Source organism: Streptomyces sp. NPDC046465 (assembly GCF_040646035.1).
In the GTDB taxonomy this organism is placed as follows: Bacteria; Actinomycetota; Actinomycetes; order Streptomycetales; family Streptomycetaceae; genus Streptomyces.
On sequence record NZ_JBEYZK010000007.1, the window covers coordinates 309364 to 334230 of the forward strand.

The 24867-nt window shown below is 70.5% G+C and carries 24 protein-coding genes and 2 rRNA genes; 20 read left to right on the forward strand and 6 right to left on the reverse strand.

Features of this window, described 5'->3' with window-relative positions:
* Nucleotides 1-68 precede the first annotated feature (68 nt).
* Together ABZ953_RS13875 and ABZ953_RS13880 are read left to right on the forward strand one after the other, a co-directional pair.
* On the forward strand, nt 69-1652 hold the full coding sequence (locus ABZ953_RS13875) for an FAD-binding oxidoreductase (protein ID WP_361721807.1): 1584 nt from the start codon (nt 69-71) through the stop codon (nt 1650-1652).
* A gap of 122 nt (nt 1653-1774) precedes the next feature.
* On the forward strand, nt 1775-2101 hold the full coding sequence (locus ABZ953_RS13880) for a hypothetical protein (RefSeq protein WP_361721810.1): 327 nt from the start codon (nt 1775-1777) through the stop codon (nt 2099-2101).
* A 6-nt stretch (nt 2102-2107) separates the two neighbouring features.
* On the opposite strand, the gene ABZ953_RS13885 is transcribed toward ABZ953_RS13880, so the two are convergent.
* From ABZ953_RS13885 to ABZ953_RS13895, 3 genes are all read right to left on the reverse strand, one after another.
* The gene (locus ABZ953_RS13885; protein WP_361721813.1) at nt 2108-2827 is read right to left on the reverse strand and encodes a phosphatase PAP2 family protein; all 720 of its coding nucleotides are present in this window, start codon (nt 2825-2827) and stop codon (nt 2108-2110) included.
* A gap of 270 nt (nt 2828-3097) precedes the next feature.
* Nucleotides 3098-4111 carry a bifunctional lytic transglycosylase/C40 family peptidase gene (locus tag ABZ953_RS13890; protein WP_361721948.1) on the reverse strand — a complete coding sequence of 338 codons (1014 nt, stop codon included), beginning with the start codon at nt 4109-4111 and terminating at the stop codon, nt 3098-3100.
* Nucleotides 4112-4280: 169 nt separating this feature from the next.
* Entirely contained in the window at nt 4281-4766 is a 486-nt protein-coding gene (locus ABZ953_RS13895; RefSeq protein WP_361721816.1) for an ATP-binding protein, read from the reverse strand.
* Between the two features lie 193 nt (nt 4767-4959).
* Between ABZ953_RS13895 and ABZ953_RS13900 the strand changes: the two genes are divergently transcribed.
* The 12 genes from ABZ953_RS13900 (at nt 4960) to ABZ953_RS13955 (ending at nt 17137) form a co-directional block, all read left to right on the forward strand.
* Entirely contained in the window at nt 4960-5805 is an 846-nt protein-coding gene (locus tag ABZ953_RS13900) for a helix-turn-helix transcriptional regulator (protein ID WP_361721819.1), read from the forward strand.
* Between the two features lie 10 nt (nt 5806-5815).
* Nucleotides 5816-6010, forward strand: a complete 195-nt coding sequence (locus ABZ953_RS13905; RefSeq protein ID WP_361721822.1) for a DUF397 domain-containing protein — start codon at nt 5816-5818, stop codon at nt 6008-6010.
* Between the two features lie 48 nt (nt 6011-6058).
* The gene (locus ABZ953_RS13910) at nt 6059-6253 is read left to right on the forward strand and encodes a DUF397 domain-containing protein (protein WP_361721825.1); all 195 of its coding nucleotides are present in this window, start codon (nt 6059-6061) and stop codon (nt 6251-6253) included.
* Between the two features lie 47 nt (nt 6254-6300).
* Nucleotides 6301-6558: a DUF397 domain-containing protein gene (locus ABZ953_RS13915; protein ID WP_361721828.1), complete on the forward strand. Its 258-nt coding sequence runs from the start codon at nt 6301-6303 to the stop codon at nt 6556-6558.
* Between the two features lie 226 nt (nt 6559-6784).
* On the forward strand, nt 6785-7456 hold the full coding sequence (locus ABZ953_RS13920; protein ID WP_361721831.1) for a DUF4232 domain-containing protein: 672 nt from the start codon (nt 6785-6787) through the stop codon (nt 7454-7456).
* 159 nt (nt 7457-7615) lie between these two features.
* Entirely contained in the window at nt 7616-9376 is a 1761-nt protein-coding gene (locus tag ABZ953_RS13925) for a hypothetical protein (protein WP_361721834.1), read from the forward strand.
* Between the two features lie 216 nt (nt 9377-9592).
* On the forward strand, nt 9593-9901 hold the full coding sequence (locus ABZ953_RS13930) for a hypothetical protein (protein WP_055570172.1): 309 nt from the start codon (nt 9593-9595) through the stop codon (nt 9899-9901).
* Between the two features lie 275 nt (nt 9902-10176).
* Nucleotides 10177-11028, forward strand: a complete 852-nt coding sequence (locus ABZ953_RS13935) for a hypothetical protein (protein WP_361721837.1) — start codon at nt 10177-10179, stop codon at nt 11026-11028.
* Nucleotides 11018-12391 (forward strand): hypothetical protein, encoded by a 1374-nt coding sequence (locus ABZ953_RS13940; RefSeq protein WP_361721840.1) that lies wholly within the window; start codon nt 11018-11020, stop codon nt 12389-12391. The genes ABZ953_RS13935 and ABZ953_RS13940 overlap by 11 nt, the downstream gene beginning before the upstream one ends.
* Nucleotides 12388-13947 (forward strand): SCO6880 family protein, encoded by a 1560-nt coding sequence (locus ABZ953_RS13945; protein WP_361721843.1) that lies wholly within the window; start codon nt 12388-12390, stop codon nt 13945-13947. The genes ABZ953_RS13940 and ABZ953_RS13945 overlap by 4 nt, the downstream gene beginning before the upstream one ends.
* A 21-nt stretch (nt 13948-13968) precedes the next feature.
* A complete protein-coding gene (locus ABZ953_RS13950) occupies nt 13969-15369 on the forward strand; it encodes an ATP-binding protein (protein ID WP_361721846.1) in 1401 nt (466 codons plus the stop codon).
* A complete protein-coding gene (locus tag ABZ953_RS13955) occupies nt 15359-17137 on the forward strand; it encodes a type VI secretion protein (RefSeq protein WP_361721849.1) in 1779 nt (592 codons plus the stop codon). The genes ABZ953_RS13950 and ABZ953_RS13955 overlap by 11 nt, the downstream gene beginning before the upstream one ends.
* A 7-nt stretch (nt 17138-17144) precedes the next feature.
* Here ABZ953_RS13955 and ABZ953_RS13960 read toward each other — a convergent pair whose 3' ends face one another.
* On the reverse strand, nt 17145-17840 hold the full coding sequence (locus ABZ953_RS13960; RefSeq protein ID WP_361721852.1) for a TetR/AcrR family transcriptional regulator: 696 nt from the start codon (nt 17838-17840) through the stop codon (nt 17145-17147).
* A gap of 67 nt (nt 17841-17907) precedes the next feature.
* Here ABZ953_RS13960 and ABZ953_RS13965 point away from each other — a divergent pair, with 67 nt between their 5' ends.
* The 6 genes from ABZ953_RS13965 to ABZ953_RS13990 all read left to right on the forward strand — a co-directional run bounded on the left by ABZ953_RS13965 (nt 17908) and on the right by ABZ953_RS13990 (nt 24189).
* Nucleotides 17908-19527 carry an MFS transporter gene (locus ABZ953_RS13965; protein ID WP_361721855.1) on the forward strand — a complete coding sequence of 540 codons (1620 nt, stop codon included), beginning with the start codon at nt 17908-17910 and terminating at the stop codon, nt 19525-19527.
* Between the two features lie 99 nt (nt 19528-19626).
* Entirely contained in the window at nt 19627-20202 is a 576-nt protein-coding gene (locus ABZ953_RS13970; protein ID WP_361721858.1) for an NAD(P)H-dependent oxidoreductase, read from the forward strand.
* Nucleotides 20203-20464: 262 nt separating this feature from the next.
* Entirely contained in the window at nt 20465-21436 is a 972-nt protein-coding gene (locus ABZ953_RS13975) for an ATP-binding cassette domain-containing protein (RefSeq protein ID WP_361721861.1), read from the forward strand.
* A complete protein-coding gene (locus ABZ953_RS13980) occupies nt 21433-22221 on the forward strand; it encodes an ABC transporter permease (protein WP_361721864.1) in 789 nt (262 codons plus the stop codon). Before ABZ953_RS13975 ends, ABZ953_RS13980 begins: the two co-directional genes overlap by 4 nt.
* A 58-nt stretch (nt 22222-22279) precedes the next feature.
* Nucleotides 22280-23521, forward strand: coding sequence for a histidine kinase (locus tag ABZ953_RS13985; RefSeq protein ID WP_361721867.1), 1242 nt, complete (start codon nt 22280-22282; stop codon nt 23519-23521).
* Complete coding sequence (locus ABZ953_RS13990; RefSeq protein WP_361721870.1) at nt 23518-24189, forward strand: response regulator transcription factor; 672 nt, start codon at nt 23518-23520, stop codon at nt 24187-24189. The genes ABZ953_RS13985 and ABZ953_RS13990 overlap by 4 nt, the downstream gene beginning before the upstream one ends.
* 92 nt (nt 24190-24281) lie before the next feature.
* On the opposite strand, the gene rrf is transcribed toward ABZ953_RS13990, so the two are convergent.
* Together rrf and ABZ953_RS14000 are read right to left on the reverse strand one after the other, a co-directional pair.
* Nucleotides 24282-24398: ribosomal RNA gene (gene rrf, locus ABZ953_RS13995) — 5S ribosomal RNA — on the reverse strand.
* Between the two features lie 91 nt (nt 24399-24489).
* Nucleotides 24490-24867: ribosomal RNA gene (locus ABZ953_RS14000) — 23S ribosomal RNA — on the reverse strand; the annotation flags it as partial.

The window sequence follows — 24867 nt, forward strand, 5'->3', positions numbered from 1 at the left end:
CGCGGCGAGGAACCCCGGCGCCCCGCAGACCGTCTCGTTCACCGGGACGGGAAGCAACGGGAGGCGCCATGGAACGACGTACATTCATCGGCACAACGGCGGCCACACTGGCCGCCGCGACGGTCGCGGGCTGCACGAGCGGCGGCTCGGGGGACGCCGCGGCGTCACGAGGCAGCAGCGGCGCCGGCGGCGCGAGTGCGGGCGGCACGCCCATCAGGACGTCCAGCGCCGCCGCCACATCGCCCGCCACCCTCAAGGCACTCGCCCGCGACCTGGACGGCACCCTCGTCCAGCCCGGCGAGGCCAAGTGGGCGGCGGCACGCCAGCTGTACAACACGCGCTTCGACGATCTGAAGCCCACCGCCGTCGCCTACGTCGCGCACCCGGACGACATCCGCACCGCCCTCGCGTACGCCCGCGCCCACCGCACCCCGGTCGCGATACGCAACGGAGGCCACTCCTACGCGGGTTGGTCCTCCGGCAACGGCCGCCTCGTCATCGACGTGTCGAAGCTGAGCAAGATACGGGCGAGCGGCAACAGCGCCACCATCGGCGGCGGCGCCAAGCTCATCGACGTCTACCGCTCGCTCGCCGCGAAGGGCGTCACCATCCCCGCGGGCTCCTGCCCGACCGTCGGCATCTCCGGCCTGACCCTCGGCGGCGGCCACGGCGTGGTCTCCCGGGCCTACGGCCTGACCTGCGACAGCCTCACGTCCGCCACCCTCATCACGGCGGACGGCAAGCAGCTCACCGCCTCCAAGTCCGAGAACAAGGACCTCTTCTGGGCGCTGCGCGGCGCGGGCAACGGCAACTTCGGCGTCGTCACCGAACTCACCTACCGCACGCACGCCGCGCCCCAGGGCGTCTCGGCGTACATGACCTGGCCGTGGTCGAAGGCGGCGGCGGTCGTCAAGACGTGGCAGGCGTGGGGCCCCGACCAGCCGGAGGAGATCTGGTCGTCCCTCCACCTGGCGAACACCCCGGGCGGCACCCCGACCGTCTCCGTCGCGTGCTTCTCCCTCGGTACGTACGGGGAGTTGCAGAACGCCGTCGACCGGCTCGCCGACAAGATCGGCGCGCCCGCCCGCAGCGTCTCCCTGAAGCGGCGTACGTACGAGGAGTCGATGGAGGTCTACGCGGGCTGCTCGTCGTTCCCCACCGACGCCCAGTGCCACCTCCCCGGCGCGACGCCCGGCCGCACCCCGCAGGGCGCCCTCAACCGTGAGACGTACGCGGCCAGTTCGGACTTCTACGACCGTTCGCTGTCCGCGGCGGGCATCCGCGCGCTGCTGTCGCAGATCGAGAACGTGACGGGCGCGAGCGGGGGCAGCATCGCGCTCACCGCGCTCGGCGGCGCGATCAACCGCGTCGACCCGACCGCGACGGCCTTCGTGCACCGCCGCTCGCGGATGCTGGCGCAGTACCTCGCGTCGTGGCGGGCGGGCACGTCCGGCAAGCCCGCCCAGGCGTGGCTGAAAAAGGCGCATGGGGCGATGGGGCGGTACGCGTCGGGTGCGGCGTACCAGAACTACACCGACGCCACGCTGACGAACTGGCGCGAGGCGTACTACGGGGACGCGGCCCCGCGCCTGAAGAAGCTGAAGAAGCAGTACGACCCGGCCCGCTTCTTCGACTTCCCGCAGGGGCTGTAGCCCTCCCGGGCGGGGGGCGAACGTCACCTACGTCATCCGTACGGCCGTCCCCGCCACCCGAACGGTCCCGTCCGACACGCCCTCGGGTGGCCCACCCCGCTGGACACGGCTGCGCTGAGGGCATGACCCCAGCGCGCAGCACTCACCGGACCGGCGGCCTTCGCCGCACCCCGCGCATAGCCACCGGCGCGGGGGCGGCCGCCGCGGCTCTCCTCGTCGCTCTGGCGGGCCCCGCCATCGCCCTGGAGAAGCCCATGGGCCCCGGGGGCCCCGGTCATCCGGTCGCGGCGGAGCATCCCGAGGCGGGGCCTCTGACGCTCGTCTCCGCGGTCGTCACGGGAGCCGCGGCCGGAGCGGGGGTCTGGCTGCTGCGCCGCCGCCGCGGTACGGATGACACCACCGATGACACGGGGCCTTCGGAACCTACGGTGCCTACGCAGGACCGGTGATACGCGTTACGCGGCGAGGTCCCGCTCGTCCGGGTGTGCCGTGGCCGCCGCCTCCGACGGCGACGCCGTCCCGCTCAGGGGCGCGGCGACAGGGCCGACTTTCCGGTCCCACACCAGCCACCCCGCGCGCCCGCTCCGCCCGATCATCTTGGTGAGCGGCGTGAGCAGCGCCATGGCGAGCGGCGAGAGGAGCAGGACGACGGCGGTGCCGAGCGCGAAGCCGCCGACGACGTCCGTCGGGTAGTGCACGCCCATGAAGACCCGGCAGAAGCCCTCCAGAGCGGCGAGGCCGAGGCCGACGAGGCCGAACTTCCGGTTGGCGACGAAAAGTCCGGCGCCGACGGCCATGGCGAGCGTCGCGTGGTCGCTGACGAAGGAGTAGTCGTTCTTGCCGTCCACCAGGAGCTGGAGGCCGGGGTGGTCACGGAACGGACGCGGCCGTTCCACGAAGCTGCGGATGGGGACGTTGACCAGGACGGCGAGACCGGCTGCGAGCGGCGTCCAGACGACGGCGGCGACCGATGACGCGGCGTCGTCGAGGGTGGCGCGCCTGCGCTGGCCCCACCAGCACCACACCACGAGCAGCACCAGGGCGATCAGCAGCCCGTACTCCCCGACGAACGCCATGGCGTCGTCGAACCAGGACGGGGAGTCCTTCGCCAGGCCGTTGATGTCGTAGAGCAGGCTGACGTCGGGGTTCGACCCGGATTCATCGAGTCCAGCCATGTCGCTGCGGCCCCTTGTCTCCTAGCCCGTGGGCGCACCTTTCTGTGCACCCGTTCCATCAACCCCCGTGGTCGGTCCAGTCAAGGGAACGCCCTACCCCCACCCCACGTTCCACTCTCCACCGAAAGATCACTGAGACGTTACCGAAGAGAGACTCATTGCCGCAGCTCAGAAGAGTGTACTAACGGAGAGTTCAAGCCACATCACCCCTCGCGTACGCTTCCGCAAGCGCTCGTAAGAGGCTTCCGCAGGCATCTGCTCGTGAGCCCCTCAGACCTCTGACGGTTTGTCCGGCAAGGCTTTGGCGCCGTCCTCCGTGACTCGCGTCGCGCCGAAATAGTCAGGGGTGTCGACCGGGTCGAACCGGATCACGGCGCCCGTCCGGGGCGCGTCGATCATGTAGCCGCCTCCGACGTAGATCCCGACGTGCCGGATGGTGCGGGAATTGGTGAGGTCGTCCGAGAAGAACACCAGGTCACCCGGGAGCAGTTCGTTCCTCTTGGGGTGCGGTCCCGCGTTGTACTGGTCGTTGGCGACGCGCGGCAGGGTGATGCCGACGGTGCGGTAGGCGGCGAGGGTGAGCCCGGAGCAGTCGAAGCGGCCGTTCTGGTCCGCGGTGCCGTTGCCGCCCCACAGGTACGGCGTGCCGAGCTTCTTCTGCGCGTAGTAGATGGCCGCGGCCGCCTGCCGCGAGGGCGCGACCCGGCCGACGGGCCGCGCGAAGCTCTTGGAGAGGTTGGTGATGGTCTTCACGTAGTTCTGGGTCTCGCGGTAGGGCGGCACGCCGCCGTACTTGATGACGGCGTACGCGCCCGCGTTGTACGCGGCGAGCATGTTCTTCGTGGGGCTCCCCGGGGCGTCCTTCACGTACCCGGCGAGCTTGCAGTCGTACGACGCCGCGGAGGGGATGGCGTCCTGCGGATCCCAGATGTCACGGTCGCCGTCGCCGTCGCCGTCGAGGCCGTGCGCGGCCCATGTGCCGGGGATGAACTGCGCTATCCCGAGTGCCTTGGCCGGGCTCTTGGCGCGCGGGTTGAAGCCGCTCTCCTGATAGAGCTGGGCGGCGAGCAGTGCGGGGTTGATCGCCTTGCAGAGGTTGCCCCACTTCTGCACGAGGGGCTGATACGTCGCGGGCACGGCGCCCTTGGCGAGTCCCACGGTCTCGCCGCCGCCCGCGCCACCTGCGAGGCTCCCCGCGGCCATGTACGTCCCGAGGACGAGCAGCGCGATGAAGCCGAGGGCCCCGCCGATCCCGACGGACGCGACCAGCCACGCCTTACGCACCGTCAACCACCCCTCACCCGCCGGTAGCCCACCCGGCGCTCAGTGTAGAGGCCTCGTACGACAGTGACAGGAGCCATTGCCCGGAAACTTCCGGAACTTCACTGGGCCCGCACTCCTGGCACCCGCCGCCCGAGGTGACGTACGGCTTCCCGCGCGGCGCCCGCCCCGACTAGGCCGATCCGGAGCCGCCGCCCCGCCGCCACGGGGAGCCGGGCGTGACCTCGGCCCACAGCAACTTCCCCGCGTCCCCCGCGTCCCCCGCGTCCTCCGCGTCGGCGGGGGAGGCCGCCCCCCACCGGTCCGCGCAGGACCGCACGAGATGCAGCCCCCGCCCGTTCTCCGCCGTGCCGGGCGGGTGGTGGCCGGGCACGCGTTCCTCCGCGAATCCTGGCGGGATCCGCGGGTTCGAGTCCCACACGGCGACGCGGATCCCCTCCGGGGAGGAGGAGCGGAGACGCAGGGCGTAGGGGCCGTCGGTGTGGCAGTGCGCGTTGTTCAGGAGCTCTCCCGCCAGCAGCTCAGCGGTGGGCGTGAGTTCGCCGAGCCCGTACGCCTTCAGGACCGCCCGAAGGGTGGCCCGCGCGATGCCGGGGGCGCGGGGATCGTGGGGCAGTTGGAGGGCGTAGGCCCAGGGCGGCGATACGGTTGGCTTCATGGAAGTCTCCGTTGGGGGTGGGGAGTTGCCGGGCGGGTCCCAGTGACGATGCCGCTCCGTCGGGCGGGGTCTTCTGGGGTGGTGGCCTGAGTTATAAGGTATCCGGGTTCCGATAAGGCTTTATCGGTATCGCGGAAAAGGGCCGCCCTACCACTCGTGTGGGTGACCAGGCGTGGCGAGAGGCGAGCGAACGGTGAGATCCCATCCGACGGGACGTCAAGTCCGACTCGGCGCAGAGCTGCGCAAACTCCGCGAACGGGCGGGCCTGACGTCCACCGAAGCGGGTCAACTGCTGGGCGTGAAGCAGAACCAGGTCAGCAACATGGAGTCCGGCCGCATGGGCGTGAGCCCCGAGCGCGTACGAATGCTGGCCTGCCACTACGACTGTCCGGACCACGAGCTCATCGACGCCCTCGCCCACACGACGAGCGACCGCACGCGCGGCTGGTGGGAGCAGTACCGAGAGCTGCTTCCCGGCTCCTTGCTCGACCTGGCGGAACTGGAGCACCACGCGGAGGCGTTGCGTGACAGTGTCACCGCACGGATCCCGGGCCTGCTCCAGACCCATGACCATGCCCGCGAGATCTTCCGCCAGGCGGTCACCGAGCTGCCCCCGCCCGACATCGAGCACCGGCTGTCGTTTCGCATCAAGCGCCAGGCAGTCCTGTACAAGCAGAACCCTGTCCCGTACGAAGCCGTGATTCACGAGGCCGCTCTGCGCATGAAGGTGGGCGGGCCCCGAGTGGCCACGCAGCAACTGCGGCACCTGCTCGACATGAGCGAGCGCAGCGACATCGTGTTGCGCGCGATCACCTTCGACGTCGGCGCCTACCCCGGGTCGGGGCAGTCGATCTACTACGTACACGGGCCCGTGCCCCAGCTCGACTCCGTCTACCTCGACCAATCGCACGGCCTGGCATTCCTCGACGCCGAGGCCCAATTGCACAAGTACCGAACCCTCTTCGGACGGCTCGACGCAGTCGCACTCGCCCCCGATAAGACCCGGGACCTCATCCATAACGTCATGCAGGACCTGTGAAGGAGCACCCGTGAACCCCAGCTGGCAGAAGTCGTCCTACTGCTCCGAAGGCAGCTCGTGCGTGCACGTCGCCGCGACAGCGACCCGCACCGTCGAACTCACCGAAAGCAGCGACCCCAGCGGCGCGATACTCACCGCAGCCCCCGCCGCTTTCGCCGCCCTGATCCGCGACGCGAAACGGCCAGCAGGCGCACGAACGGCCTGAGGGGTGTGGAGATATGCGCCGTCATGCAAGACCTTTGAAGGAGCACGGATGAACCGCGATTGGCAGAAGTCGTCCTACTGCGCCCAGGGCAACTCCTGCGTACACGTCGCCGCGACAGCGAGCCGCACCGTCGAACTCACCGAAAGCAGCGACCCCAGCGGCGCGATACTCACCGCAGCCCCCGCAGCGTTCGCCGCACTGATCCGGGGCGCGAAGCTACCCTCAGGCGCCCGAACGGCCTGAGCCCCGCACTTACCCCCACCCCCTCAGAAGGGACGCCCACCCCAGTCATGACCGAGACCCCGAGCCCCGGCCCCCGGCCCGCCATCCCCTCCGACCTCGAATGGATCCGCGCCGCCCCCGAGGACGAGCCGGGCCCCGGCCCATGGATCGAGATCGCCTTCGGCGAGGACGACGCGGTGTACCTCAGGGAAACCAGCGACCCCGACAACGTCGTCACGACGACGCAGCGGAAATGGGACGCCTTCGTCCTCGGCGTGCAGGCGGGCGAGTTCGACCACTTCGTGGAGGGCGTCGACCTTTCCTGACGTGCCGCGGCCGGCGAATCCATGATCGTAACGTTCCAGGACGGCGTTCCAGGGGAACGGCATTTCCCCAGGTCAGGCCCCGTACGCCCATTCCAGCGTTCCTGATTCGCAAACATTCCTTGCCCCGTCGAAGCGGCACCCGCTTCGCTGTTCACCAGGCCGGACACCACGGCCCCGCAGAACGGCGAACAGCCACCGCTCACACCACTCACTCACGGGGACCCCCATGAAGCACGCCCATGCCACCAAGACCCTCCTCGCAGGCCTCGCCCTGATCAGCACCCTCGGCCTGACCGCCTGCAACGGGGACGAGGTCGGCGGCTCGGACGCGGCCCCGGCAGGCTCCTCCAGCGGCCAGGCGAACGGAAGCGGCTCCGGCGGCAGCGGTAGCGGCAGCAGCGACGGCAGCGGCGGCAGCGGCGGCAGCGGCGGCAGCGGCGGCGGCGACGGCGGCGACGGCGGCAAGGCCGGTATCTGCCGAAGCGACGAGCTGGAAGTGACCGCCGTCGACAACAGCACCGACAAGACGGAAGGCGTCGTCACCGTCCAGTTCGAGAACGGCGGCGGCCGCGACTGCGCCATCAACGGTTACGCGGGCGTCGACCTGAAGTCCTCCACCGGAGACACCCTCTCCGTGGACCGCAATGGCGAGCCCGCCACCCCCGACACCCTCAAGGACGGCGAGTCCGCGGCCTTCAACATCACGTTCCCCGTCAACAACAGCGGCGGCTCCGGCGTGCGCATCGCCAAGATCCTCGTGACCCCGCCGAACGAGACGAAGACCGTCACCATCGCCTGGCCCGCGGGCACCCTGGCGGTGAGCAACGGCGAGGACGCCGGCGGCACCAAGCTGGCTATCGGCCCGGTCATCAAGGTCAGCGACTCCCCCGCGGGCTGAGATAGCCAAGAGATCCCTGTGGCCAGAGAAACGCGCTGGTCACAGGGGTTCAAGGCCCCGGCCACGCGTGATTGACGCGCCCCCAACCAACCTCGATGGTGGGGGAATTGGGCGTCGCGCGACCGCCGCGCCCTGCGCCACGGTCGGGGGGAGCCGAGGATGGAACCGAGGGACCGGCCTGCGGAGGAGCCCGGCGACAAACGTCCGGGCGAGTTCGGCCCACCCCCACACGTTCCACCTCCCCCGCAGGTCCCGCCCTCCCCACCCGCCCCACCTTCTCCACCCGTCCCACCTTCTCCACACACTCCGCCGCCCTCACACACTCCGCCGCCCCCACACACTCAGCCGAACCCATACGCAGAGCCACCACCCCTGAACCCCCCGACCCAGGGCCCCCCTCACGACCCCCACCCCGCCCCCATCCCCACCCCCCTGCACCCCACAGCCATAGCCCTCCTCAACCTCACCGGCCTGGGCCTCGGCTACCTCCTCCTGCGCCGCCACCTGCTCGCCGCCCTCTGCTGCGCCGCGACCGCCGCGCTGCTCTTCATCGCACTGCCCGCCGACGTCGACCGCGTCCCCGTCGGCGTACTCGTCGCGTACGTCGTCGTCCTGCTCCTGGCCGCCGCGCACGGCGCCCACCGGGCCACCCGGGACCGCGGCCGCTGGCCACGAGCACTGCGCGCACCCGTCGCCGTCGGCCTGGGCGTCGTCCTGCTCGCCATACCCGCGGGCGGCGCCTTCGCGTACGAGAGCGCGCACGACGAGGCGGTCGAGCAGATGCTCCTGGACCGCCTCGACAGGGCCGACCGCATCGTCGCGGGCCTCGACGGGCAGCGTTTCGGCGGCACGGCGGAACGCCAGTACAAGAAGGCCCTCGGCATCTACCGCGGCCTCGCCGAGGACCACGGCGGCTCGAAGGCCGCGGACCGGCTGCCCGACAGCCTCGGCGCCTACTACAAGTCCGTCGCTGCCCCGTATACCGCCAAGAAGTACTGCGACGCCGTCACCCCGCTCAGGCACCTGCGGACCGTCCCCGACACCCTCGGCGGCCCCGGCGGCCCCGGCAAGGAGCGCCTCGGCACCCTCGCCACCTGGCCCGACGACCGACTCGCCACCTCCCTCTACGCGTGCGGGACCGCCGCACTGGGCCGCGCCGACGCGACCGGCCCGCTCGGCGAACTCCTCCGCACCTTCCCGGAGTCGGAACGCGCCGCGGCCGTCGGCCCCGCCCTGCGCAATGCCGTCGACACCCGCTCGGCCGCACTCGAGGGCTCCGACCCGTGCCCCGGCGTCGACGAGCTGCGCGCCCTGGGCCGGACCGCCGCCGCCCTGCCCGCCGACGCAATCGACGCGGAGGCCCTGCGCGCCACCACCGACCGGGCCGTGGAACGCGGCGTCTACGCCTGCGGCGTGGACCAGTTCAAGGACGCCGACTTCACGAAGGCCGTCGCGACGCTCGACGGCTTCGCCACGAAGTACCCGGGCAGCGACAAGCGCGACCGCGCCGCGGACATCGCCGTCGCCGCGGAGATCGCCGCCGAACGCCCGAGCGCCGGCCGCCACCTGCCCCCGGCCCGCTCCGCCACCGGCGGCGGCACGGTCGAGTTCCTCGTGGCCAACCTCGGCCCCGGCGCCCTTGAGGTCCTCTACACCGGCCCCACCACCGGCACCCTCACGCTGAAGGACTGCCCCTCGTGCCGCATCTACGCCACCAAGTCGCAGGGCGACGCCGCCTGCCGGGCGGGCGTCACGACGTACCCCAGGACCACACTCCGGCTGCCCGTCGGCGAGTACCACTTCCTCTACAAGCGGGCCACCGTACGCAATCGAGCCGACGGTGCGAGGCTCAGCACCGCCTACCGTTACACCGACTGCTCCTTCGTGACCCGCGGGTCCGCCGGGCTCGGGCTTACTTAACACCTGGTCAGAGGCACGCCGGGCCGTCATTGCCCGGCGTCGTACCGCGTGATACACAGAGTCACCAGACGTCACGTACGAGGAAACGCACGAAGTCAGCCAACGAATGGCGCCAAGGCGACATGCGCGGGCCCGATTGTCGGCGAGAATGAGCTGTCCTCTGTACTGAGGTAGGCAGAGGTGCCAGAACAACCCACTAGGGGCGGTGAGTTACACATGCTTATGGCAGCCGAAAAGGGCGACATCACCACCATCATCGGCGGGATCGCCCCCGACTGGGGTCCCTTCGGGAGCCTGGGCAACGAGGCACGCGTGATGATCGAGGTCGTGATGGCGATCGCCATCCTCCTCTGTCTCGGCATTGCGATCTGGGGCGCGGCGAAGCAGCGCATCGGCGCGACGGCGCTGCGTGACACGTTCAGCGCGGAGCAGGGCAAGGGCCTCATCATCGCGGGGCTGACCGGCGTCTTCATCATCGGCTCGCTCGGCACGCTCTTCACGATCGTCTACGGCATGGCGGTCTAGTACGTCCCGGCGCAGGCCCGCGTTCCCCCGCCCGCCTCCGCCTCTCCCCCACCTACGTCCCCCCACCCACGTCCCCTCCTCCCCGTCCCCTCTCTCCACCCCGTCCCCTCCTTCACCCTGTCCCCACTCCCCCACCCGTCCGTCGTGCCCACCGGCTGAGGTTGCAACTCCCTGATGTCGAGTCACCACACCGCGCCCGCGCGGGAACCAGCACGGCTACCGTCGTACGTGTCCTGTGCGACGGTTCAGCGAGAGCTTGAGGGGGCGTGCGCGGCATGAGTCCCGACGACGAGCGGAACGACGGCCTCTTCTTCGGCGGCTCCGGGGAGACCCGGACGCGGCTTCCCGAGGGAGAAGGCGGGGGCGACGACGTCTACGGCGGCACGCGCAGATCCGGCCGGTCCGGCCGGACGTCCTCGCGGAGCCTGGTCACTGTCGTGGGCGTCGTGGTGCTGCTCATCGCGGCGATTGCTTTCGCCAACCGTGGCGGGGACGAGTCCTCTTCGGAGAACGGAGACGGCAAGAAGCCGGAGTCGGCTTCGACGGCTCCCTCGGGGGAGAGGCCGGTCGGGGGCAAGCGTGGGGGGATCCCTGCGGGGTTCGCTCACGATGAGCAGGGGGCGCAGAGTGCGGCGGCGAACTACGCGGTCGCGCTCGGCTCCGCCGACATGTTCAACAAGGAGCTGCGGCACGGCATCGTGAACACCGTCTACACCCCGGACGAAGCGACGAAGCGGCAGCCCGACCTGGACAAGGTGTACTCGGGCGAGAAGTTCCTGACCAGCATCGGTTTGAACCCCGATGGCTCCGCCCCCAAGAACACCTCGTTCGTCTCGCGCATCATCCCGGTGGGCACCAAGGCCACGAAGTTCAGCGGTGACACCGCGAGCGTCGAGATCTGGTACTCGTCCCTGTTCGGCCTGGCGGGAGAGGCCGCCAAGAACCCGGTGTCGGAGAGCTGGTTCACCAACACCTACGAATTGCGGTGGACCGACGGCGAATGGAAGGTCGCCGACTTCCGGCAGAAGGACGGCCCTGTCCCGGTCGGACGCGATCAGCGGGCATCCACCGCCGACGACATGGCGAAGGCAGTGGAGCAGTTCGGAGGGTTCACCTATGCCCGGTAGCACCCGTCGACGCACCATCACACTCGCCGCCGCTCTCACCACCGTGCAGACGGCGGCCGTACTGCTGGGCACCCGTGCCCTCGCAGCTCCGGACCCCCAACCATCCGACGATGCCTGCGACCTCATCCGCGGCCCCGCCAAAAAATACTGCGAAAAAGGCCAAAGCGGCAGCTCCGGCAGCGGTAAATACCCCACCGACTCCCCCCTCCCCGACAGCCTCGACCCCCTCAGCTCCCTGGCCAAGGGCTGCGCCGACGCCGCGTCCTGGACCGTCGACAAGCTGTCCGAGGCCGTGAAGGAGACCGCGAACGTCGACTTCACGAACCCCCAGTTCCTCCAGCAGTACGCCGTCGTCTTCGCGGCGTCGACCATCCTGACGCTGCTCCTGTGGCTGCTCGCCGTCGCCAAGCGGGCGGTCCGCGGCGTGCCGCTGACGACCGCGATCTCCGAGGCCATCGGGTTCCTGTGGCTCACCGTGCTCGCGTCCGCCTTCACCCCGCTGATCCTGTACACCGTCGTCTCGGCGGCCGACGGCGTCACGGACGTCATCGCGAAGGCGACGGGCGGTCAGACGGACACGTTCTTCGGGACGTTCTCCGGCGCGCTCAAGAAGGGCGACGACATCGGCGGCGGCCCGATCATGCTGATCGTCGTCTCCCTCGTGTCGATCCTCGCCGCGGGCGTCCTCTGGCTGGAGCTCGTGATCAGGGCCGCGCTCCTCTACGTAGGAGCACTCCTCGGCACCGTCGTGTACGCCGGACTCGTCGACAAGAACCTGTGGTCGCACGTCCGCCGCTGGGCGGGCATCATGATCGCGGTGATTCTGGTCAAACCGATCATCGTGATCGTGCTCGGCCTCGCCGGGGCGCTCTCCGCCGACGACGGGCCCGACTCGTTCTCGGCGGTCGTCTCCGGGCTCTCGATCATCCTGCTCGCCATCTTCGCGAGCGCCATGATCTACCGCTTCGTCCCGGGGTTCGGGGACGAGATCGCCGGGTCCCGCAACAACCGCATCATGCGCGGCGCCGAGAACAAGGCCGCCGCCGTGATCAGCTCCCCCGCCTCCCTCGTCTCCCAGGGCATCAAGACCCACAGTTCCCGGGGCAACGGCAGCGGCGGCGGGAACCAGGGCGGCCAGAGCAGCCAGCCGCGCCCCGCCAACCCCGTCGGCGGCGGTGTCGCCGCGCACAGCAGCCGTCCCTCCGGGGGCGGCGGCTCGGCGAACGGCGGCGGGGCCGTCCCCTCCGCCGCACCCCAGCCGCGCAGCGGCGCGACGAGCACGCCGCACGCGGGCAACCGCGGCGGGTCCCGCAACAGCAGTACCAACAGCAGTACCAACAGCACGGGAGGTGAAGGGCGTTGACGACCCAGTCCCACTTGTCCCAGCCGGTCGCGCCCCGCCGCACATATCTGATCGGCCGCGCCCGGCCGAACGCGATCGTCGGCAAGAACCGCGAGACCGGGGAGATCGCCCTGATCATCGCGGGGGCGTTCCTCGGCATGATGTGCGGGCTCCTCGTCCCCGTCCTCTCCCTGCGCATCGTCCTGCTGACGGGCCTCCCGATGCTCGCCATCGCGGCCGTGTACGTCCCGTACAAGAACCGCACCTTCTACAAGTGGTTCGAGATCAACCGCAGCTACAAGCGGTCCCTGAAGCGCGGCACCGGCTACCGTTCCAGCGCCTCCGAAGCGGGCATCCGGTTCGACGGACGAGAGGTCGAGGTCGGGCCGCCGCCCGGCATCGGCCGCATCAGCTGGCTGGCCGCGCCCTTCGGCCCCGACGAGATCGCCGTGCTGCTGCACGCGGACCGCCGCACCGTCACCGCCGCCATCGAGATCGAGGGGCCCGGCGTCGGCCTGCGGGACAGCGAGGACCAGGAGGCCCTCGTCGACCGCTTCGGGACGCTCCTCAAGCACGTCGCGAACGGGGACGGCTTCGTCACGCGCTTGCAAATGCTCGCCCGTACGCTGCCCGCCGACCCCGACGCGCACGCCAAGGACGTCAGCGTACGAGGGGACGGGCGGTCGCTCCCGTGGCTCCAGGAGTCGTACGACCAGCTGCAGTCGATGGTGTCGACCAGCAGCGAGCAGCACCGCGCCTACCTCGTCGCCTGCATGCACTACTCCCGCGACCTGGCCGCCGAGGCGCAGGCGATGGCCCGCGCGGCCCGCCCGCAGAGCGGCAGGAAGCTCGACAAGGACGCCGGTCTCGCCGTCGTCATGGCGCGCGAGCTGACCGACATCTGTTCGCGCCTTCAGGAAGCGGACATCCGGGTACGGCAGCCGCTCGGCCAGGGCCGCCTCGCCTCGCTCGTGCACTCGATGTACGACCCGGACCACCCCATCGACCACATCCAGGCGATGACGAAGCGCAACGCCTGGCCCGCCGAGCTCGATGCCATGGAGCCCACCTACCTCCAGGCCAAGACCCGCGAGTCCTCCACCCGCGCCCCCTGGTGCCACTCCACGGCCTGGGTGAAGGAGTGGCCGATGACGCCCGTCGGAGTCAACTTCCTCGCGCCGCTGCTCGTCCACACCCCGGACGTCATCAGGACGGTGGCCGTGACGATGGACCTCGAACCCACCGAGGTCGCCATCGAGCGGATGCTGACCGAGAAGACGAACGACGAGGCGGAGGCCAGCCGCCAGGCCAAGATGAATCGCACGGTCGACCCCCGCGACATCGCCTCGCACTCCCGCCTCGACCAGCGCGGCGAGGACCTGGCGAGCGGCGCGGCGGGCGTCAACCTCGTCGGGTACATCACGGTCTCGTCCCGTTCCCCGGAGGCCCTCGCGCGCGACAAGCGCACCATCCGCGCCTCCGCCGGCAAGTCGTATCTGAAGCTGGAGTGGTGCGACCGCGAGCACCACAGGGCCTTCGTCAACACGCTGCCGTTCGCGACCGGCATCCGACGCTAGACGTAGAGGCAGGCTGCTCAGATGCGGGATCCGCTGACCATCCTCACGGACGCCTTCACCGCCTTCCTCTTCGGGAAGATCGAGACGACCAGGCTTCCGGTGCGCACTTCGACGGGGCAGGCCCAGGCGGTCTACCTCCCCACGGCCGCGCCGGGCCTCGGCGACTCCGGCGTCATCATCGGGCGTGAGGTGTACTCCGGCAAGGGGTACATCTACGACCCGTTCCAGCTGTACGGGCAGCAGTTGCCCGCACCGCACTGGCTGGTGCTCGGCGAGTCAGGCAACGGCAAGTCGGCCCTGGAGAAGACGTACGTCCTGCGGCAGCTGCGCTTCAAGGACCGCCAGGTCGTCGTCCTCGACGCCCAGGGCGAGGACGGCGTCGGCGAATGGAACCTCATCGCCCAGGAGCTGGGCATAACCCCCATCCGCCTCGACCCGACGGCAGCCCTGGACATGGGCATCCGGCTCAACCCGCTCGACCCCGCGATCACGACGACGGGTCAGCTCGCGCTGCTCCGCACGATCATCGAGGTCGCGATGGGCCACGGCCTCGACGAGCGCTCGGGCTTCGCCCTGAAGGTCGCGCACGCGTACGTCAACGAGACCATCGTGGAGCGCCAGCCCGTCCTGACCGACATCGTCGAGCAGCTGCGCCACCCCGAGCCGGAGTCGGCCGAGGCCATGAACGTGGCCATAGACGACGTACGGGCGTGGGGCCTGGACGTGGCCCTCGTCCTGGACCGCCTTGTCGACGGTGACCTGAGGGGCATGTTCGACGGCCCGACGACGGTGGGCATCGACCTCGACGCCCCCCTGATCGTCTTCGACCTCTCGCACATCGACCGGAACTCCATCGCGATGCCGATCCTGATGGCGATCGTGGGCGTCTGGCTGGAGCACACCTGGATCCGGCCCGACCGCAAGAAGCGCATCTTCCTGGTGGAAGAGGCGTGGCACATCATCAACTCGCCCTTCGTGGCGCAGCTGTTCCAGCGGCTGTTGAAGTTCGGGCGGCGGCTCGGGCTGTCGTTCGTGGCGGTGGTGCACCACTTGAGCGACGTGGTCGACGGGGCGGCGGCCAAGGAGGCGGCGGCCATCCTGAAGATGGCGTCCACGCGGACCATCTACGCCCAGAAGGCGGACGAGGCGAGGGCGACGGGCCGGGTCCTTGGCCTGCCGCGCTGGGCGGTGGAGATCATCCCCACCCTCACCCCCGGCATCGCGGTCTGGGACGTCAACGGCAACGTACAGGTGGTCAAACACCTGATCACGGAGACGGAACGCCCCCTGGTCTTCACCGACCGCGCCATGACGGAGTCGTCGGCCGACCTCGCCCACGACGTACCGACGGACGACGCGATGCGGGCGGCGGAGCTGGAGGCGGCGGAGCGGGCGGCGTATATGGAGCAGCATGCGGGATGACGAGTGGGAGCGGGAGCGGGGCCGGGGCCCGCACGGACGGCCCCCGCAGAGGGGTCCTCAAGGGGGCGTGCCCGACGGGCTGTTGGTGGGTTTCCTTGCCCTCCTGCTCGGGGCCACCGTGCTCGTCTGGTCGGCGACGAACCTCGCGGGCCGTTTCGCGCGCGGGTCCTGGCCGGAGAAGGTCTCCTTCGGCCATACGCCCCCGGCCGTACGTCACCTGCTCGGTCAACCGCACGACGTCGCGGGCGCCTGGCCGGACACCCCACCGGGCCAGCTCTCGGGGTACGGCCTGTTCTGGGGCCTGTTCATCGGCCAACTGCTGATCCTGATCGTGCTGACCGTCTTCGTGCTGGGGACGGTGGCGCGGTGGCGTGCGGTACGGAGGCTCCGCCGGGAGTCGGAAGAAGCGGAGCCGCCCGACGCGCACCGTGCCGGAGGCACGGAGATGACCGGAGTCCCCGCCGCACAACCGCCCCGCGCCGGAGGCACGGAGATGACCGAAGTCCCCGCCCAGCCCACCCGTGCCGAAGGCACGGAGCTCCGGGCCGAAAGGGTGGGCGGGTGGGAGCCCCGCGCCGGAGGCGCGAAGAACGTCACCCCGGCCCCGCCCCCCTCGGCGGGAGCCCCCCGCGCCGGAGGCGCGAAGAACGTCACCCCGGCCCCGGCCCCCTCGGCGGGAGCCCCCCGCGCCGGAGGCGCGGAGAACAGCACCCCGGTCCCGGCCCCCCAGGCCGGAGGCCCCCGCGCGGAGAACATCACCCCGGCCCCGGCCCCCCAGGCCGCAGGCCCCCGCGCGGAGAACATCACCCCGTCCCCCCGCCCCCCGGCCGAAGGCCGACCCGCGTTGATCCTCGGCGGCCCCGCCACCCGCCGCCCCCTCGCCGTCGAGGCCGTCCGGGATGCCGAGGGCGCGGCCATGGTCCTGACCTCCGACCCCACCCTGTGGGCCGAGACGAAGGACGCCAGGGCCAAGCTCGGCCCCGTCCTGCTCTACGACCCCGCCCACCTGTGCGACACCCCGGCCCGCCTGCACTGGTCCCCCACCACCGGCTGCCAGGACAAGGCGACGGCCGACCAGCGCGCCGTGGCGCTCATCGCGCCGATAAGACCGGCCGCGAAGCTGGACGCCGCCGTCGCCGACACCGCACGGATTCTGATGCGCAGCTTCCTGCACGCCGCCGCGGTGGGCGACAAGCCCATGAAGGTCGTGCACCGCTGGTCGCAGGGCACCCAGGTGCAAGAGGCGGTACGCATCCTCCGTACGCACCCCAAAGCGTCGTCCGGCGCCGCGGGCGAGCTGGAGGCGGCCCTCACCGGCTATCCCGAACGGCGTGACATCGCCCAGGAGTTGACGGCCCGCGCCCTCTCCGCACTGTTCACGGTCCACGTACGCGAGTCCTGCACGCCCAACCGAACTGATGCCCTCACTCTGGATTCCTTCGTCGATGAAGGGGGCACGCTTTTTGTGGTGGGTGAGGCGATCGAGGATCCCAAGTCCCACCAGGGCCCGGGTGCCATGCCACTGCTGACGGCACTCGCCTCCAGCGTGGTCGAGCACGGCCGGCGCATGGCCGAACGGTCATCCTCCGGTCGGCTCGACCCACCAATGACGCTGGTCCTCGACGATGTCGCCGCGGTGGCGCCGCTGCCGCAGCTGCCGGAGCTGCTCACCGGCGGGACGGCGCGCGGCCTGCCGACCCTGGCCCTGCTCCGCTCACGGGAACAGGGCAGATCCCGCTGGCCGAACGACGAACTCCCCACTCAGTAGGGGACACTCACCGCTCCCCTCCACCCCCGGCGGCCCCCCGTACCCCGTACAGCCGCAGGAAGATCCCCACCCCCTCCCGCACCAGCTCATCGACCGTCTCGGCCGTCAGGGGCAGCGCCCCGAAGTACGACTCGGCCGTCACCATGCCGCCCACCAGGAACGCGAAGTGCCGCGCCGCCTTGCGCGCGTTCGTCTCGTCGACGGTGATCAGCCCTTGTCGGCCGAGCTCCAACAGCCAGCGGCCCAGCGCCTCTTGCGAGGCCCGCGGCCCGATCCGCTGCCACTCCTCCAGGACGTCCGCGGGCAGCCGTCCGCCCTCCGGAATGATCTGGCGTACGACGGCGAAGTGCCCGGGGTGCGCCGCGCCCTGCCCGGCCCAGTCGCGGGCGAGGTCGAGGAGGTCCTCGTCGATGTCGCGGACCTTGCGCAGATGCCGCTCGAAGAGCGCCTCCGCGGCCTCCGTCACCGACGCCGCGCTCTCAAGCAGCACGGCGCGGAAGAGGCCCTCCTTGTCGCCGAAGTGGTTGTAGATGGTGCGCGTGGAGACACCGGCCTCGGCGGCGATGGCGTCGATGCTCGCGCGCGTGTAGCCCTCGCGGCCGAAGACGGTGCGGGCACCGCTCGTGATGGCCCTGCGTTTCTCCAACATCCCCTTGCGCAGGGGCTTCTGCCCCTCTTCACCCTGTTCTGTCCTGCTCGCCATCTCACCTCTCCCAGAAAAATTACAATGACCGTTGTAATAACTACAACGCACGTTGTACTTTACTCGCATGCCTACCGAGACCGCTCCGCAGGCCCCGCAGCCCGTCCGCAGGGGCCGTCCCGTCCGTCCCACTCGCCCTGCCCGTCTCACTCGCCCCACCCGCCCTACTCGCCCCGCCCGCCCCGTCCTGACCCTCCTCGTCGTCCTCCTCGGCATGTTCACGCTGCCGATGGCGATGTCAGGCACCACCGTGGCCCTGCCCCGCATCGGCTCCGACCTCGGCGCGTCGGGCGCGGCCCTCCAGTGGGTGGTCGTCGGCTACTTCCTCGCCGCCTCCTCCTTCATGCTCGTCGCAGGCTCACTCGGCGACATCTTCGGCCGCCGCCGGGTCCTCACCGCGGGCGCCACGCTCTACACCGCCGGCACCCTGGGCGCCGCCTTCGCCCACCACATCCTGCTCCTGGACGCCGCCCGGCTCCTCTCGGGCCTCGGCGCCGCGGGCGTCATGGCGAGCGGCGGCTCCCTGCTCGCCGCGACCTTCACAGGACCGGCCAGGACCAGGGTCTTCGCCGCCCTCGGCACCACGGCCGGCGTCGGCCTCGCCATCGGCCCCACCTTCTCCGGCTGGATGGTGGACGGCCTCGGCTGGCGCACCACGTTCCTCGTCTTCGCCGCCGCCGGAGCCCTCATCGTCACCGGCACCCGCTTCCTCACCGAGTCCCGCGCCGACACCCCGCCGCGCGTCGACAAGGCCGGTGCCCTCTCCTTCATCGGCGGCCTCTCCCTGACCCTGTTCGCCGTCACCCAGGGCTCCAAGTCCGGCTGGGCATCAGTGAGTACGCTCCTGCCGCTCGCCGTCGGCCTGGCCCTGCTCACCGCCTTCGTGCGCGTCGAGCAGCGCCTCACCACGACCGGCGGCCAGCCCATCCTCGACCTCTCCCTGGCCCGCAACCCCGCCTTCCTCGGCTGGTCCCTCGGCTCCTTCGGGCTCGGCGCGGGCACCACCGGCGTCCTGGTCTTCCTGCCCACCTACCTCCAGGGCACCAGCGGCACCACGGCACGCGACGCGGGCCTGATCCTGCTCCTGATGACCGTCCCCGTCCTCGCCCTGCCCCCGCTCGGCGCCCGCCTGGTCAACCGGGGCATCCCCGCCCGCCATCTGCTCGTCCTGTCCCTGCTCCTGATCGCCGCGGGCAACATCTGGCTCACCACCCTGCACCCCGGCATCTCCACGGCAGCGCTCGCCGGCCCCCTGCTGACCATCGGCGCCGGACAGGGCCTGTCCCTCGGCATCATCGACGCCCAGGCACTCGGCATGGTCGAGCCCACGAAGGTCGGCATGGCCTCGGGCTTCCTCAACACGGTCCGCGGCGGCACCGGCGCCGTCATGCTCACCCTCTTCGGCGCGCTGCTGCTCGCCCTGGTGGAGGCCCGGGTCGGGTCGGCGGAGCTCGCGGGCCGCGTCACGGCAGGCACGGGCGGCCACGCCGACCAGTTCACCGAGGCCTGGCGGATCACGCTCTGGACCGTCGCGGGCATCGTCGCCGGGCTCGCACTCCTGGTCCACGGGCTGTTGCGGGTGCGTACGGGGGTGCCGGGGGCCGCATCCCGGGAGACGGCGCCATCCCTCTCACCTGCCGGGCCCGAGCCCAGGACCGCGCCCGCACCCTTGGCACAAACGCGCTGACCCCGCCCCAGCACCGCCGCCCCACACACCCCCGCCCCGCACACCCCACCCCACACACCCCGTACCAAACGCCCCGTACCCACCCCAGAGGAGCAAGCCATGCCCACCACCCCCCTCCGCCTCGCCGTCATCATCGGCTCCACCCGCGACGGCCGCTTCGGCCCCACCGTCGCCGACTGGTTCACCGCACTCGCCGAGCGGCACAGCGGCTTCGACCTGGACGTCATCGACGTAGCCGACCTCGAACTGCCCGCGAACCAGCCCGGCTGGGGCGCCGAACGCACCCCCGCCCTCACCGCGCTCGCCGAGCGGGTCGACGCCGCCGACGCGTTCGTCGTCGTCACCCCGGAGTACAACCACAGCTTCCCGGCCGCCCTGAAGCACTTCATCGACCTGCACCGCACCGAATGGGTGGCCAAGCCGGTCGCCTTCGTCTCCTACGGCGGCCACGGCGGTGGCCTGCGCGCCGTCGAACAGCTTCGCCTGGTCTTCGCCGAGCTGCACTGCGCGACCATCCGCGACGGGGTCAGCTTCCACAACGGCTGGGACCACTTCGGCGAGGACGGCCGGGCACACGAGGAGAACGGCGCGGCCGGTGCCGCCAAGGTCATGCTGGACCAACTGGCCTGGTGGGCAAAGGCCCTGCGCACGGCCCGCACGGAGAACCCGTACTAGAGCCACCTTGCCAGAGCCGCCTAGCCAGAGCCGCCTTGCCAGAGCTCCCGCACCACAGCACCCGCACCACAGCACCCACGACGAGGGGCGCCGCCCAGCACCAGGGCGGCCCCTCCTCAGATGCACCGACACCTCAGGTGCACCAACACCCCAGGGTCACAGTCGTCTAAGGGTCACCGTCCTACCCCGGTACTACACCCGCCCCGCACATCCCGCCCCCGGTCCGACGATCGGCGCCCCCGCGCACGCCAGCATCGAAGACATGATCAGGGCATACGGATTGACCAAACGCTACGGCGACAAGACCGTCGTCGACGACCTCGGCTTCGAGGTCCTCCCCGGCACCGTCACCGGCTTCCTCGGCCCCAACGGCGCGGGCAAGTCCACCACCATGCGGATGCTCCTCGGCCTCGACGCCCCCACCCGCGGCCGCGCCACCATCGGCGGCCGCGCCTACGCGACCCACCCCGCACCCCTGCACGAGGTCGGCGCCCTCCTGGAGGCCCGCTCGGTCCACCCGGGCCGCTCCGCGTACCACCACCTGATGGCACTCGCCCTCACCCACTCCATCCCGCAGCGCCGTGTCGACGCGGTCCTGGAGCTGGCCGGCATCCACGAAGTCGCCCGCAGGCGCGTCAAGGGCTTCTCCCTCGGCATGGGCCAGCGGCTGGGCATCGCCGCCGCCCTGCTCGGCGACCCCGCCACCGTCATCCTCGACGAGCCGGTCAACGGCCTCGACCCCGAGGGCGTCCTGTGGATCCGCAACCTCCTCAAGTCCCTCGCGGCCGAAGGCCGCACGGTCCTCGTCTCCTCCCACCTCATGAGCGAGATGGCGCTGACCGCCGAACACCTGATCATCATCGGCCGCGGCAAGCTCCTCGCGGACACCACCGTCGAACGTTTCGTACGCGAGTCAGGCACCGGCTCCGTCAAGGTCGTCACCCCCGAGGCGGGCCGCCTCACCGAACTGCTCGTGGGGCCCGGCGTGGGGTTCTCCAGCGATGCCACCGGCGTCCTGGACGTGCGCGGCACGGACGCCGAGCACATCGGCCGCACCGCCGCCGCCCATGGCATCCCCCTCTTCGAACTCACCCCGCAGACGGCGTCGTTGGAGCAGGCCTTCATGGACCTCACCCGGGACTCGGTCGAGTACATCGCCACACCGAACACCCCCGCCACCCACCAGAATCACCAGGCCCACCAGGCCCACCAGTCGGAAGGAGCCGCGGCATGAGCACACTTGCCCCCGCCCCCACCCCCGCGTACCGCCTGAGCACCAAGGGCATCCTCCGCTCCGAGTGGCACAAGCTGTGGACGCTCCGCTCGACCTGGATCACCCTGTTCACCGCGAGCGCCCTCGTCCTCGCCGTCGGCATCACGATGGGCGTCACCTACGACGGCGACGACTCCGAGGTCGACACGATCGTCTTCACCCTCTTCGGCACCCAGCTCTCCCAGATCTGCCTCGCCGTCCTCGGCATCCTCGTCACCGCGGGCGAGTACTCGACGGGCATGATCCGGGCGTCCCTCTCCGCCGTCCCGGCCCGCCTGCCGGTCCTGTGGTCCAAGGCGGGCGTCTTCACGGCCGTCGCCTTCACCGTGTCTTTCGTGACGAACCTCGTCACCTTCCTCGCCGCCCAGATCTGGCTCTCGGACTCCGACAAGGCCCTGTCCCTCACCGACTCCGGCGTACTCGGCGCCCTCGCGAGCAGCGCCGTCGCCCTGACCCTGCTCAGCCTCATCGCCCTGGGCCTCGGCGCCCTCCTCCGCTCGGTGCCCGGCGCCATCGGCGCGTTCGTCGGCGCGGTCCTGATCCTGCCCGAGGTCCTCTCGATGCTGCCGTTCGGCGCCGTGGACACCATCATCAAGCACTTTCCCGCACAGGCGGCGAGCTCCCTGGGCTCGATCAGCCGGGTGGAGAACACCGTCGCCCCGGGCACGGCCCTGGCCTCCCTCGCCCTCTGGGCCGCCGCGATCCTCGCCGCGGCGACCGTCCTGCTCAAGCGCCGCGACGTATGACCTCCCCAACCTCCCTACGGGGCCGTGGGTCCTCCGCCCGAGGATGAGTACGTGACCGATGCACGAGGATGAGTACGTGACCGAGTCGCACCCCCTCACCCAGCTCCTCCAGCGCTCGACCCAGCGGGTGCGCGCCTTCGACAGGCGCCGCCCGCTCGTCTGGGATCTGCTGGTCACCGGCTTCTTCGTGATCGCCGCCCTCGTCGACGCGAGCGGCGGTTGGCGCAATGTCGCGCCCAACAAGGACGTGCCGGTCCCGCTCGTCCTCGCGATGACCCTGGGCCTCTCGCTGCCCCTGCTGTGGCGCCGCCGCCACCCGATGGTGGTCCTCACCGTCATGGTGGCCGCGGGCCTGGCCAGCAGCTGGACCGGCGCCATGCTCCAGGCGTCCCTCATTCAGATGGTGGTCCTGTTCAGCATCGCGATGCGGCTGCCGCTCACCACGCTGGGATGGGCGGGCCTCATGATGACGGCGCCCCTCGTGGTGGGCGCCGTCCGCTACCCCGAGGGCAGTTGGGACCAGCAGATCATTCCGTACGTATGGGCGTACGCGCTCGTCGCCCTGTTCGGCATCGCGGTCCGCTCACGTCAGGACTACACCCAGGCCCTCGTCGAACGCGCCCGCCAGCTGGAGGTCGAACGCGACCAGCAGGCCCAGCTCGCCGCGGCCGCCGAACGCACCCGCATAGCCCGCGAGATGCACGACATCATCGGCCACAACCTCTCCGTCATCACGGGCCTCGCGGACGGCGGTTCGTACGCGGCAGCCAAGTCCCCCGAACGCGCCGCCCAGGCCCTCGAAGCCATCGGCACCACCAGCCGCCAGGCCCTCGCCGAACTCCGCCGCCTCCTGGACGTCCTGCGTGACGACGCCCCCGCCACGGCCGAGCTCGCCCCGCAGCCCGCGCTGACGGACCTGGACCAGCTCATCGACGGCGTACGGGCGGCGGGCCTGCCGGTGCGTCACACGCTGCGCGGGCATCCCGAAACGGTGGGCGCCGGGCGCCAGTTGACGGTCTACCGCGTGGTCCAGGAAGCCCTCACGAACACCCTCAAACACGCAGGCCCCGACGCCACGGCCACCGTCGACGTCACCTACGGGCCCGACGCAGTCACCGTGGAGATCACGGACACCGGTGCGGCCACAACAGGAACCGGCAGCGTTCACGGTCGCGGTCTGACCGGAATGCACGAGCGAACATCGCTGTACGGCGGCACACTTGCAGCGGGGCCGCGCCCCCACCCGCCGGGCGGCTGGCGGGTGCGCCTCCATCTCCCGAAGGACGACGACAACCCGTGACGACCGTACTCATCGTCGACGACCAGCCCATGCAGCGCTTCGGATTCCGCATGCTCCTGGAGAGCCAGGACGACATGGCGGTGGCGGGCGAGGCGGGCAACGGCAGCGACGCGGTCCGCATGACGGCCGAACTCCACCCGGACGTCGTCCTGATGGACATCCGCATGCCCGGCCTTGACGGCATCGAGGCGACACGTCGCATCGTCGCAACGGGCGACCGCACCCGCGTCCTGATCCTCACGACCTTTGACCTCGATGAATACGCGTACGCGGGTCTGCGCGCCGGAGCGTCCGGCTTCCTCATCAAGGACGCCTTGCCCGAGGAACTCCTCTCCGGAATCCGCGCGGTCGCCTCGGGAGACGCGGTCGTCGCCCCGAGCCTGACGCGCCGCCTTCTCGATACGTACGCGGACCAGCTCCCGGCAGCCGGCACCGCCCCCGCGGACCCGGCGGGACACCCGCGCCTGTCCTCTCTCACGCACCGCGAACGCGAAATTCTCACGGTCATCGGCCAAGGCTGGACGAATGCGGAGATCGCCACCCGCCTGCACCTGGCGGAATCCACGGTGAAGACACACGTGGGCCGCATCCTCGCGAAGACCGGAGCAAGGGACAGGGTGCAGGCGGTCATCCTGGCGTACGACACGAAATTGGTGAACCCGTCGTGAATACCCGGCAGGAGGCCCAGAAATGCCCACCCGCCCCTAGAACGCAGAAAACCCCCGCACCATAAGGTGCGGGGGTTTCCCGATCAAAATTAGTTCGGCGGCGTCCTACTCTCCCACAGGGTCCCCCCTGCAGTACCATCGGCGCTGTGAGGCTTAGCTTCCGGGTTCGGAATGTAACCGGGCGTTTCCCTCACGCTATGACCACCGAAACACTATGAAACTGTCAACCGCACCGTAGTCGTGGCCCGACATACGGGGTTGTTCGTGGTTTCAGAACCAACACAGTGGACGCGAGCAACTGAGGACAAGCCCTCGGCCTATTAGTACCAGTCACCTCCACCCGTTACCGGGCTTCCAGATCTGGCCTATCAACCCAGTCGTCTACTGGGAGCCTTAACCCCTCAAGGGGGTGGGAATACTCATCTCGAAGCAGGCTTCCCGCTTAGATGCTTTCAGCGGTTATCCTTTCCGAACGTAGCCAACCAGCCATGCCCTTGGCAGGACAACTGGCACACCAGAGGTTCGTCCGTCCCGGTCCTCTCGTACTAGGGACAGCCCTTCTCAATATTCCTACGCGCACAGAGGATAGGGACCGAACTGTCTCACGACGTTCTAAACCCAGCTCGCGTACCGCTTTAATGGGCGAACAGCCCAACCCTTGGGACCGACTCCAGCCCC

What these genes read in the sequence shown, in the direction of transcription:
- ABZ953_RS13875 (WP_361721807.1), top strand. Translation starts at nt 69, where the DNA reads ATGGAACGACGTACATTCATCGGCACAACGGCGGCCACACTGGCCGCC.
- ABZ953_RS13895 (WP_361721816.1), bottom strand. Translation starts at nt 4,766, where the DNA reads ATGAAGCCAACCGTATCGCCGCCCTGGGCCTACGCCCTCCAACTGCCC.
- ABZ953_RS13930 (WP_055570172.1), top strand. Translation starts at nt 9,593, where the DNA reads ATGCTTATGGCAGCCGAAAAGGGCGACATCACCACCATCATCGGCGGG.
- ABZ953_RS13920 (WP_361721831.1), top strand. Translation starts at nt 6,785, where the DNA reads ATGAAGCACGCCCATGCCACCAAGACCCTCCTCGCAGGCCTCGCCCTG.
- ABZ953_RS13935 (WP_361721837.1), top strand. Translation starts at nt 10,177, where the DNA reads ATGAGTCCCGACGACGAGCGGAACGACGGCCTCTTCTTCGGCGGCTCC.
- ABZ953_RS13910 (WP_361721825.1), top strand. Translation starts at nt 6,059, where the DNA reads ATGAACCGCGATTGGCAGAAGTCGTCCTACTGCGCCCAGGGCAACTCC.
- ABZ953_RS13965 (WP_361721855.1), top strand. Translation starts at nt 17,908, where the DNA reads ATGCCTACCGAGACCGCTCCGCAGGCCCCGCAGCCCGTCCGCAGGGGC.
- ABZ953_RS13985 (WP_361721867.1), top strand. Translation starts at nt 22,280, where the DNA reads ATGCACGAGGATGAGTACGTGACCGAGTCGCACCCCCTCACCCAGCTC.
- ABZ953_RS13885 (WP_361721813.1), bottom strand. Translation starts at nt 2,827, where the DNA reads ATGGCTGGACTCGATGAATCCGGGTCGAACCCCGACGTCAGCCTGCTC.
- ABZ953_RS13980 (WP_361721864.1), top strand. Translation starts at nt 21,433, where the DNA reads ATGAGCACACTTGCCCCCGCCCCCACCCCCGCGTACCGCCTGAGCACC.
- ABZ953_RS13955 (WP_361721849.1), top strand. Translation starts at nt 15,359, where the DNA reads ATGCGGGATGACGAGTGGGAGCGGGAGCGGGGCCGGGGCCCGCACGGA.
- ABZ953_RS13880 (WP_361721810.1), top strand. Translation starts at nt 1,775, where the DNA reads ATGACCCCAGCGCGCAGCACTCACCGGACCGGCGGCCTTCGCCGCACC.
- ABZ953_RS13950 (WP_361721846.1), top strand. Translation starts at nt 13,969, where the DNA reads ATGCGGGATCCGCTGACCATCCTCACGGACGCCTTCACCGCCTTCCTC.
- ABZ953_RS13960 (WP_361721852.1), bottom strand. Translation starts at nt 17,840, where the DNA reads ATGGCGAGCAGGACAGAACAGGGTGAAGAGGGGCAGAAGCCCCTGCGC.
- ABZ953_RS13975 (WP_361721861.1), top strand. Translation starts at nt 20,465, where the DNA reads ATGATCAGGGCATACGGATTGACCAAACGCTACGGCGACAAGACCGTC.
- ABZ953_RS13925 (WP_361721834.1), top strand. Translation starts at nt 7,616, where the DNA reads ATGGAACCGAGGGACCGGCCTGCGGAGGAGCCCGGCGACAAACGTCCG.
- ABZ953_RS13915 (WP_361721828.1), top strand. Translation starts at nt 6,301, where the DNA reads ATGACCGAGACCCCGAGCCCCGGCCCCCGGCCCGCCATCCCCTCCGAC.
- ABZ953_RS13940 (WP_361721840.1), top strand. Translation starts at nt 11,018, where the DNA reads ATGCCCGGTAGCACCCGTCGACGCACCATCACACTCGCCGCCGCTCTC.
- ABZ953_RS13970 (WP_361721858.1), top strand. Translation starts at nt 19,627, where the DNA reads ATGCCCACCACCCCCCTCCGCCTCGCCGTCATCATCGGCTCCACCCGC.